Below are 10,784 nucleotides of genomic sequence, written 5' to 3'. Positions count from 1 at the left end.
ACGCCACGGTTTCCGGTGATCTCATCCATATAGCGGCACTTGGCAAACATATCGGAGGATTTCTGCGCGTCCGATGTGGAAAGACCAGCCACATTCCGCATTTTTGTGTATAGAAACAGGTTTTTATAGTTGTGGGCCTCGTCCACAAACAAACGGTCCACACCCAGCTGCTCGAAGGTTACCACATCGTCTTTTCGCCCCTCGGCTTGCAGCTTTTCCAGTCTGGCTTCCAGAGACTTTCTGGTACGCTCCAGCTGTTTGACGGTAAAACGCTCGCCGCCACTGGCCTGTACCTCTGCAATCCCCTCAGTGATCTCGTCGATCTGTTCATAGAGAAGCCGTTCCTGACGCTCCCGGCTGATGGGGATACGCTCAAACTGGCTGTGTCCCATGATGATGGCATCATAATCACCCGTCGCAATACGAGCGCAGAACTTCTTTCGGTTATGGGTCTCAAAGTCCTTTTTGGTGGTGACTAAGATATTGGCGGAAGGATAGAGACGCAGAAACTCCGACGCCCACTGCTCTGTCAGATGGTTTGGAACCACAAAGAGAGATTTCTGGCACAGTCCCAGGCGTTTGGCTTCCATCGCAGCAGCTACCATTTCAAAAGTTTTGCCTGCGCCTACTTCATGTGCCAACAGGGTATTTCCTCCATACAGCACATGGGCAATGGCGCTTTTCTGGTGTTCCCGCAGGGTAATGGCCGGGTTCATGCCTCCAAAAGTAATGTGGCTGCCATCATATTCACGGGGACGGGTAGAGTTCATTTCCTCGTTGTACTGGCTCACCAAAGTCTGGCGGCGCTCCGGGTCTCTCCAGATCCAGTCCCTAAAGGCTTCCCGGATCGCCTGCTGTTTTTGAGCAGCCAGGGTGGTCTCCTTGGCGTTCAGCACGCGGCGCTCTTTTCCGTCTGCGTCCTCTATGGTGTCATAGATACGGACATCCCGCAGGTTTAAGGAATCCTCCAGAATCTTGTAGGCGTTGGCGCGGCTGGTCCCATAGGTGGTATAAGCTGCCACATCGTTGTAGGATACAGAAGATTTCCCCTTGATCTGCCATTCAGCGGTAAAGGACGAATAGTTGACCCCAATACTGCGCTGGAGATAAAACGGGGTGTTGAAGGTCTCGTACATAAACTGCTGGATGTACTCTTTGTCAATCCAGGTAGCGCCCAGACGCACCTCAATCTCCGACGCATCCAGGTCTTTGGGCTGGGCGGCGGTAAGAGCTTCCACATTGACTGCATAAACCGGGTCCTGCTGTGCCGCTCGCTGCGCCTGACGCAGTTTGCGGCGTACATTGCCGGAAAGGTATTCATCAGCAGTCACATAATGGGGTGTGCTGTCTTTCTCCAACTGTCCCGGTACACGGAAGATCACGCCTTGCAGTTCTCCGGCCAGTTCTTCTTTTGTTTTTCCGGTAAGCTGGCTCATATAGCCCATATCCACGCAGGCTTTTTCCGAGATGGACACCGCCAGTGCTTCACTTGCCGTATCCACCACAGCCACCGCCTGATGGGGCTTGATGGTCCGCTTGGTGAACATATCTGCCTTGCGTTCCAGCTTTCCATCCTCGTCGATGACTTCCAGCGCACAGAGCAGGTAATAGGAAGAATCGTCTGCATAGGCCAGTCGGTTTGCACGGTCATTGATGAGACCGTATTTTGCAGAAAAGCTGTCATAGAGGCTGTTCAGTTCCGCCTGCTTTTGGGTAATGGTGCTGTCCGGAACCGCTGCATCCATCTGAAGGTCGATCAGTTCCTGCACACAATCACGCAGTCCCACAAGACCTTTTACACGGGCTTCGGCGGTGGCGTTGAGGTCAGGGCGCACCATACGGCTGTTTTCCCGGTAGTACACCTGCCCGTCTACAATGGCATAGGAATAGTTCTTCACATTGGGGTCGGCAGGAATGGAGGTGTCAATAGCTTCGCCTTCGCCCAGCTCCGGCAGCTCTGCCTCCTGATAAGTGCCATGAATATACTTCACCGCATCATGCAGCTGGTCGGAAAGCTCCAGTCCCTCGATAGGGTTCACGGTGTAGTCCATACCATGAGCAGTGCTTACCGGCTCCTGTCTGCCCAGCACCATTTCCGGGTGGTCGATAAAATACCGGTTGATGGCAAATCCGTCCTCCGTCTGTCCGGTTTGAGTCCATTCCGGCACGATGTCCAGCGGGCGGTCCCGCTTTTGGAGGAAGATGATGTCCGATACCACCTCGGCACCGGCATTCTTTTTGAACGCGTCATTAGGCAGACGGATAGCTCCCAGCAGTTCAGCACGCTGGGCAAGATAGCGGCGCACGGTGGAATCCTTGGCGTCCATGGTATATCGGGAGGTCACAAAAGCTACCACGCCGCCGGGACGCACCTGGTCGAGTGCTTTGGCGAAAAAGTAGTTATGAATACTGAAATTCAGCTTGTTGTAGGCTTTGTCGTTGACCTGATACTGACCGAACGGCACATTGCCGATGGCAAGGTCAAAGAAGTCACGCCTATCGGTGGTCTCAAAGCCTCCTACTGTGATGTCCGCCTTGGGATAGAGCTGCTTTGCGATGCGCCCGGAAACAGGGTCCAGCTCCACGCCGTACAAATGGCTGTTTCGTATTTTCTCCGGCAGCATACCAAAGAAATTGCCCACACCCATAGACGGCTCCAGAATATTTCCGGTCTCAAATCCCATACGGTCCACCGCTTCATAGATGGCCTGAATGACCGTAGGGCTGGTGTAATGGGCGTTGAGGGTAGAGCTTCTGGCGGCGGCATATTCCGACCGGGTCAGCAGTTCTTTTAGCTGGGCATACTCTAAAGCCCATGCCGGTTTCTCCGGGTCAAACGCATCAGAGAGACCGCCCCAGCCCACGTATCGAGAAAGAACCTCCTGCTGTTCGGGGCTTGCCTGCTGTCCGGCAACTTCCAGTTCTTTCAGCAAACGAATCGCATTGACATTTGCCTGGAACTTGGCTTTCGGACCGCCTTCACCCAAATGCTCATCGGTAATATGGAAGTTCTGTGCATTGCGGCGCAGGTTGGCCTTGTATTCCTCATAGGAGGCTTCCTCGGCAGCTTTGGCATTGGGGAAGGTCTGCCACTGGCCATTGACCTGAATGGAAACCGAGTGTTCGTCCAGCACTTCCTCAAAGGTTTTCTCCGGCTCTGTCACAGGTGCTGGCGGCTCCGGCTCCTCGATATGCAGCCGTTCCACCACCACATCATAAGGCAGATTGTTCTTATCGCCCGGATAGACGGCCATGGTCTCGGAATGGAAGGTCGGGGATTCGGTAGCCGGTTGGGGCTGTTCCTGTCCAAAACCGTCCTGCTGACGGGCATACATCCCGCGCAGCAAAGGCGCAACCTCATCCCAGCGGAAATACAGCATAACCAGACGCTTTTCCTCTGCATCCATGACTTCCAGTTCTATGCCCTGTGCCGTGGTACGGTAATCGGCAATATCGCCGGTCTCCAGATTCAGTGTCTCGATCTCACCGGAATAGGCTCTGCTCAGCCAGTAGGCGATCTCGCTGTTGCTCCTGCCGGATTGCAGCAGCGTGGAAATCTGCTTTTTATCCGCTTCATCCATCAGTCCATGAGCCAATACATCCCGCAAGTCCTGATCTGCCTTGTCCGGGTCAATAGGAAGAAATTCGGTATAGTAAGCATTGCGGCGGTCTGCCCGAAGCAGCTGCTCGAACTGTTCTTTGCGCTCTGCCCGGTAGATGGGATATACCATCCCGGTGGGCAGAAGCTGTACGGTGTCCTCCCGCAGCTCGGTGATCTGATAGGCGTCATCCTCGATATACACGGTATCGCCCACGGCATAGACCGGGGCGGCTGGGTCATAGGAGGTTCTTTGCGGAATTGGGCGGCGAACTGCGTCATATTCCTCATCGGAAATGGAAACTTTGGAAGTCTGCTCTGTCTCGGCATCTGCGATCTGCCCTACATCCGACACCACCTGTTGGATAAATGGGTCATTGTCCAGTTTTTCCGGGTCTGCCACCTGTCCGTTGACAATCCCTCTTTCCTCCAGGGCTTCCCGGATGGCGATGGGGTCGATGTTGTCAAAACGTTCCTGTTCTTCTTCGGTATAGAACCGGTCCTCCTGAATGAGCTGGGCAAGCCTGCGCTGTACCTTCGGCCAGGGCAGCTGCGTTTCCTCCGGGCTGCCGGCACGGACAACGAACGGGATGTTGCTGCCACTGTATTCCTGAGCCAGCCATGCAGCGGTATCTTTCTCTCTTGCATGGTCTTTCATATAACGGACGACAGCATGTTTACTCTCGATATTGCCGTTCCATGCACAAATGGCAGTATCAATATCTTCCTGAGAAAGAGGGCGCAGAAGTTCATGGAGCTTTGGATAGGTTTCGTCGATCACTTCCCGGTGCAGTCGCTGTCGGAACTCCGGCACATCCGAATAGAGGCGAATCAGCTCCATATCCTTAGAACCAAGGACCGCACGGCGCACAGCGGCATTGCCCTCGATGACAACATTTTCACGGTCAGAATGCCCGCAGGCATTGCGGTATGCGGCATCCTCGGAAATGGCGGCAGTCACCACAGTCTTATACTGCTCAAACTGCTCCCGAAGGGTAGGCTTTGGCGTTTCTTCCTCCACCTCCGGCTGCTGAGCTTGGATGGCATCTTCTTCTGCCAATTCCTTTTCAGCCTGGATTTTGTCATACTGCGCCTGTTCCTGTTCGGTAAGATAGCGGCCTTTCTGGACAAGAGAGGTAATGCGCTTGGCAACCTTTTCCCAGTTCAAGTGAACATCCGGGCAGTCCTGCTTTTTATAGTGCAACCCTTTCCCGTCGTGATCTTCACCGCTGTGTGTTGCGCCGGACAGGGCATGAGAGCGTCCGCCAATGCCATACTCGTCTTTGAGGAATCTCACTTTTTCCTTATCCGTATGGTTTTCCATGAAGAACGCATAGATACGGCCTTTTCCTCCGGCGAAACTGCTTCCGCCGGTCATGGCGGCGTCGATCTCATCCTCGGTAATAAAGTGCTGGACGGTTGGCACTTGGGAAAGCTCTGAAGAAAAGGTCCTGCGGGGCAGGTCAAGGTCCTTCAGGTTCTCCCAGATCTCCCTCGGTCTATGATAGTGAAAACGCAACAGGTCACGGTCCTGCTGATAGGCAGTCCAGAAGGCGGCGTATTCTTCCTTGAGGGTCTGGCGGAAAGCCGGTTCACTCAGCTGCTCCATCAGGCGGCGGGTCTCCTCCGGGAAATCATTGCCTTTGATCTCTGACAGGCAGGACAAATATCCGCCTTTTCTGGCGTCCTCACTGAGATCGTGATACAGATGCCAGAGCTTTTCCGAGAGGAGGGAGCGTTCATAGCTTGCCGCTTCTGCAAGCTCCACATTGGAGGCAAACTGACCACTTTCCAAAAGCTCCCCGATACGCTCTGCGGCACTCTCCCAGGAAATGACCTGGGCAGACCTGTCATAACGGACAGACTTCCCATGTGAAAGATGGATACCATCCTCGGCATACCATGCGCTCACACTGCCAAGGCCATTGCCGCCGTGGTACAGCGTTTTCAGTATCTCGGCAATCTCAGCGGTGGTTTTCTGCTTTTCAAAGGCTGCAACCACACGCTCCCTTTGACGATCTGTATTGCCGCCCAAACGCAGCACATGGTCGATGTCATTTTGGGTAAAAGAAAAAGCAGAGGATGTATGCGCTACATTCTCTGCTTCATCTATGGATTGGATCTGTTCCGCTTCGGAGAGGAACAGGTTTAGAGTCAGCTGTTGATAAGCTCCGCCATCAGGATCTCCTCGGCCTGAGCTTTGCAGGTGTTCATCAGCCCCACCCACTTCATGGGATCGCTGGCTTTCAGTTCCTCGGTGGCTCCCGCTTCTTTCGCCAGCTGGGGCATCATCTGCTCCAGTCTGCTCTGGGCGGTCTCGTCGATCTCCAGAAGGTGCTGGTACAGCTTCTCGCTCAGCAACATCTGGTTGTAGAGGATGGGACGATGTTCCTTCAGGTAGGTTTTCCTCATCCTGCCGTACTTGCCCAGGGGTTTCTCCGGCTGCTGGCTCAGCTTCAGGTCGGGAATCAGATAGTCTCCGTTCTGGATATAGGTCATGGGATTGTTCATCTTGTTTGCTCCTTTCTTGGTTGACTTCGCGCTCTGCATTTCGGACGGTAACGCCGATCTGCCGCAGCACCTGCTGGTTGATCTGGCTGACCGCTGTTCCCAGCGCCCCGATGGTGGACGGGGTGTTGAAATCAAAGATTGCCATGAAATCTTCGTGGTCGAAGTAGCGTTCTGGCTCCAGTCCACAGCGGGACATCAAAGCGTAAGTGATGCTGACGGTGGCTGCTGCCTTGAACTGTACTCCGATGTTAAACTCATCATATTCCTCCAAAAAGGAACCGTCAACGATATAGAAGAAGTCTTGCTGATGCTCCGTCCAGTATTCCTCAGCCAGTTTTCCGGCTACCTCCGTGAGCTGTCCGGCGAGGTCATCACCGGAAACATCATAGGTGCGCTCAAGCATGGCCTGCACCGAATCCAAATGGCGCTCCTCCAACTGCCACAGCCAGGGAGTGCGGGAATGTTCACGGGTTCCGGTGTCGGAAATATCAAAAACATAGCGCAGGCGGGGCCTGTTCCCGGAATCGTCCACCAGAGCGATTCCCTTGGAGCCGCGCCTTACATACCGGCCCATCTTTTCATTCCACAAATCGTACTCTGCACAGGCGGTAGCGTCCGGACGCTGGGCGTAGATCATCAACTGCTCATGGAACGGGTACTTGTAAAGGCGGGAAGCAGTAGTGAGAAACCCTGCCCATTCCTGCCAGCTCCCCGTGAGCTGCGTTGTCACCTTCTCCGCCATCTGTGCATATAGTTCAGCTTTGGTTGGCATAGTGTTCTGTCCTCCTTTCAGTTTTGGGGTAAAAAGGTGGGGTGGCATATTGCCACCCCATCCCTGCGATTATGGTGTTTACTGGTCAAAATCCGGATACAACTCCAGCTCGGCAAACTCGGCATCACTCATGGCCTGGAGCTTGCCCAGTGCGCTGTCTGTCAACTCCCGCAGCTCGGTTTCCTCCGGGGCCAGCTCGCCGCGCATCTCACGCAGGCTGTCGATCAGTCCGGTGCGGCTGCCGGTATTGTAAATGCACATCAGGTTCATTTCCTCAAAAGTAAAGTTTCCCATATCAAATCTCCCTTTCCGCACTCTTTTTTGGCGCTATCTTTTTGTGTTCTGCCTTGGGCTGGCTTTTCAGCTGCTCCATGACGGACTTTTTCTTTTCCCGTTCCTCCCGATGGGCAGCGGCAGCCAAATCCATGAGGGAAATGGGCTGACCGTTGCGGGCCTGCTGTTCCAGCTCTGCCACCGTAGGCTCTTTTGCGCCATTGTTGATGATACCGTCGATCATGCCGTAATCGTCCTCCACGGCCATCTCCGCATTTTTCAGCGGATTTTCCGGCAGGAATCCGGGGATCTGGGTAAAACCAACACTGTCACAGTAATGACAGGATACCTTACCGTCCTGCTTGATCGCAACGATGTCACTGACACTCATAGAAGGACTGTGAAAATCCGCCGGCTTTTGCAGATTAAACTGCTCATATAGTTTTTCCAGCTGCTCCGGTACCGTGCCAGACTCCCTCAGCGGAGCTGTGTAAATGAGGTCATAATTGCTGCGGTCTATGGAAATGTCATGGGACTTTAACCAATCAAGATTCATAAAGCGCACATTCTGCGGATCGTCACGGCTCACCTGATAGATAGCAAAGCAATCTCTGTTCTGGGATAGAAATGCCTGTTCGCGTTCCTGCTGATGTTCCTGACGCTCCATGACCTTTTCGTGGAACTGGGGGCTTTTCTCCCATTCCTCATGGTCCACACCGAAAAGACCGCCATGATCCATGATTTCCTGCGGGTCAAACACCATGCTCTCCGTATTGTCCTCATGCAGCACATAGACGGTCAAACCGGCGGCATCCAGTTCCAGCGCCCGTTCTCTGGTAACAGGGAGCATCCCATCATAAGAGTATCCGTATTCCTGCATATCCGGTGTGGATACCTGCTCATCCGGCATGGGATATTCATCCAGTGCCTGCTCCTGCGCTTCCGGCAGCTGGGCAGAAGCGGTCATCTGACTTGCCTCTGCCTGCATCTGCTCATAAGCAGCTTCCTGCAAGGTCTCAACCATAGACAAGGGAGCGCGTCTGAGCGAAGTGCTGTCCAGATCGTTATCATCACAAATCTGGAGAACTGCCTTCATGCAGGAAATCTCCGGCATATCCAGCTGACCACCATCCAGCTCTTTCATGGACGCGGCATCGTAAAGGGTATAGTCCCAGCCGCTGTCACAGGACTGGATATGAAGATAGGTGGCATCGTCAATCAGAAACAAAGTCTCCTGCTGGTTGGCGTCCGCCCCCAGCACTTCCATTTCTGGCATTGCCGCAGCCAATTCCTTTACCGCTTTTTGCACCAGAGGATTATCACGGTAATAGTCGATTGCCTGGATGGTGTCCAGGTCAATGGTCTGGCCGGTCAAAATCGGAAAAGGTCCTTCATAGTCGCTTCCGTCTTTCAGTTCAAAACCAATGCCCTTGATCCCGTTCATTCGCTCTGCTGGAATCTCCTGATAAATGCGGACAGCTTCCTCCAAAGACAGGTTATCGTGGTATTCTCCGAGGTTTGGAAATTCCATGCACTCTGCTACATAGTAAGTCAGATTGCTGGTTGGCTGCTCTATCGGGGCGGTTTCCGGCTCTGCCTTTGCATGAGGGTCGATTCCGCGCTCTTTGCAGATTTCCTTATAGTGGCGCTCAATGTCGGAGATCAAAGTGCCGGAGGTTTTGTTGATGATCTCCAAACTGGCTCTCAACTCTTTCAGTTCCTTGCCCTGACTCCAACTGGCAATATAGCCAAAGCTGTTTTCTCCCGTCTCGATGCCAAAATATTTGCAGACTGCATAGGAGATGCTTTCCGCTTCTACTTCTTCCGTGCGGCGGCTCTTTTTCTCTGCTCCTTCTTCATTTTCCTGCTTTTTATGGTCATGCAGCTTGCTGTGAGCAATCTCGTGAACCGTGGCCGAAACCGTCTGCACCTCGCTCATGCCCTGACGAATGGCAATTTTCTGATGATCGGCAGAAAAATAGCCGTCCGTATCGGCGGCCATTGCTTCAAAAGTAATCGGCACCGGTGCGCTGCGGCGCAGGGCCTCCATGAATGCCTCATAATTTGGCACATTACCGGAAAGGGAGGAAGCAAGCTCCGGCAAAGGTTTCCCGTCGGTCTGACTCACATCAAAGACCTTGACAGGGCGAAACATGGGAATCTCGATTTCTTTTTCCTCTGTGACGATCTTTCCGTCTTTATCCAGAATCGGAGCCTTGGTATCCGGGTCCAGCTTCTGCTCCTCGATTTTCTTCTTGTACGGTGTTGGGGCGATGATGGTAATGCCATGCTCGCCCTTTTTTACATGACGCTCAAACTGGTCTTTCCACTTATTGTATCCGGCTACCAAAGTGGCGTCCGGCTTCTGCATATAGATGAGCATAGTGTTGTTTACCGAATAGCGGTGAAATCGGGACATGACGGACAGATAACGCATATACTTTTCGCTTTCAAACAATTCTTTGATACCCTGCTCGATGCCATCTGTGATTTCCCTTAGCCGTTCTCGATTGGTGGGTTTGTTCTCAGCCATGATTTTCAATCTCCTTTCCAAGTGTGTGATTTCTGCTGTGTGTTCCGCAATCCATGCCTTTTGTTCTTCTTCACTTTCATAAAGAAAAAGGTCCAGCAGGTACTCTACATAGGCTTTCTTCTGGATTGCTTCCACAAAGCGGGGGTGCGGTTCTTCCTCCGGTGTTTTGGGAGAACGGTCGGCTTCCCATTTTTTCAGCAGATAGTAGTAATCGGACAGTACGCGGTAACAGCGCTGTCGATCCTCCCGCAACTTCTGTGCCTCGTTTTTTTGCCGGACATATCTCCTGCGGGGAGGGGCCTGACTGTCATAGATCAGGCCAAAGTCCTGTGCCAGTTTCTCCGCCGCTTCTTTTGGGGAGAGGTTAAAGAGCTTTGCGGCAAAGTCGATCACATCCCCATCTGCACCGCAACCAAAGCAGTGGAACCGCTGGTCTACCTTCATGCTGGGATTCTTATCATCGTGAAAGGGACAGCAGGCCATGCCAGTTCGACTGACTTTTATCCCGTAAAACTCTGCCGCTTCTCTGGTGCTGACCGACTGCTTGACCGCTTCAAATACATTCTCTGCCATGTGCCTTTAACTGCCGGACTTTTTCACAGGGGGCTGGTATCCGGCGGCTTTTGCTCGCTCACTGGCAGCTTTGCGGCGCTCGGCGCTGTATGGCTCCCGGACTGATACACACCGCTTGGGGACGGTAAAGTTATGGGCGTCCTTTCGGGTGATCTGGTCGGGGTGCTTTTTTGCCAGCAGTTCCAGCTTCTCCATCAGACGGGGATCGTGGGTGTAGACCTCAGCCATTGGTTCTGCCTGGTTATAGAGGAGAATGGTTTCCCGTTCCACTAAAGAGAGCTTCATCGGCTGCCTCCTTTCCGCTGGTCAAATTCCAGCTTGAAGTTGGCATACTGTCCATCGTCCTCCAAAACCACAGTGGCATCGTAGGTCTTGCCGGTTTTCTCCGAATATAGCCCCGTCACACGGACACAGCCATCGTTCAGCAGCGCAGACACCACAGCTTTGGTCGGCTGTTTTTTCTTGGCAGCCCACCATTTGTTGTTTTTCCAGATTGCAAATTTGCAAGAATCATTCTGACAGAA

General features: G+C 53.1%; 6 protein-coding genes and 1 pseudogene. 1 reads left to right on the top strand and 6 read right to left on the bottom strand.

Annotation, left to right across the window (positions count from 1 at the left end; translation table 11 throughout):
• Positions 1-5,642 (bottom strand): DEAD/DEAH box helicase family protein (locus GPK90_RS16695; RefSeq protein WP_346011289.1); only part of this gene is annotated, 5,642 nt, incomplete at its 3' end.
• A gap of 110 nt (positions 5,643-5,752) precedes the next feature.
• Positions 5,753-6,109, bottom strand: coding sequence for a TnpV protein (locus tag GPK90_RS19230; RefSeq protein WP_252197558.1), 357 nt, complete (start codon positions 6,107-6,109; stop codon positions 5,753-5,755).
• Between GPK90_RS19230 and GPK90_RS19225 the strand changes: the two genes are divergently transcribed.
• A complete protein-coding gene (locus GPK90_RS19225; protein WP_252197555.1) occupies positions 6,096-6,863 on the top strand; it encodes a hypothetical protein in 768 nt (255 codons plus the stop codon). The two genes, GPK90_RS19230 and GPK90_RS19225, sit on opposite strands and share 14 nt — an antisense overlap.
• A gap of 96 nt (positions 6,864-6,959) precedes the next feature.
• Here GPK90_RS19225 and GPK90_RS16690 read toward each other — a convergent pair whose 3' ends face one another.
• The 4 genes and pseudogenes from GPK90_RS16690 to GPK90_RS16675 form a co-directional block, all read right to left on the bottom strand.
• Entirely contained in the window at positions 6,960-7,175 is a 216-nt protein-coding gene (locus tag GPK90_RS16690; RefSeq protein WP_002576226.1) for a transposon-transfer assisting family protein, read from the bottom strand.
• Position 7,176: 1 nt separating this feature from the next.
• A complete protein-coding gene (locus GPK90_RS16685; protein WP_147571839.1) occupies positions 7,177-10,260 on the bottom strand; it encodes a YodL domain-containing protein in 3,084 nt (1,027 codons plus the stop codon).
• Positions 10,261-10,266: 6 nt separating this feature from the next.
• Entirely contained in the window at positions 10,267-10,545 is a 279-nt protein-coding gene (locus tag GPK90_RS16680; protein ID WP_004798047.1) for a hypothetical protein, read from the bottom strand.
• Positions 10,542-10,784 (bottom strand): annotated as a pseudogene (locus tag GPK90_RS16675) (DNA topoisomerase III); the annotation flags it as partial. The pseudogene GPK90_RS16675 and the gene GPK90_RS16680, both read right to left, overlap by 4 nt.

Origin of the sequence: Clostridium sp. MCC344 (assembly GCF_018785365.1) — a bacterium.
GTDB lineage: Bacteria > Bacillota > Clostridia > Lachnospirales > Lachnospiraceae > Pilosibacter.
This window is presented reverse-complemented; position numbering and strand designations above follow the sequence as displayed.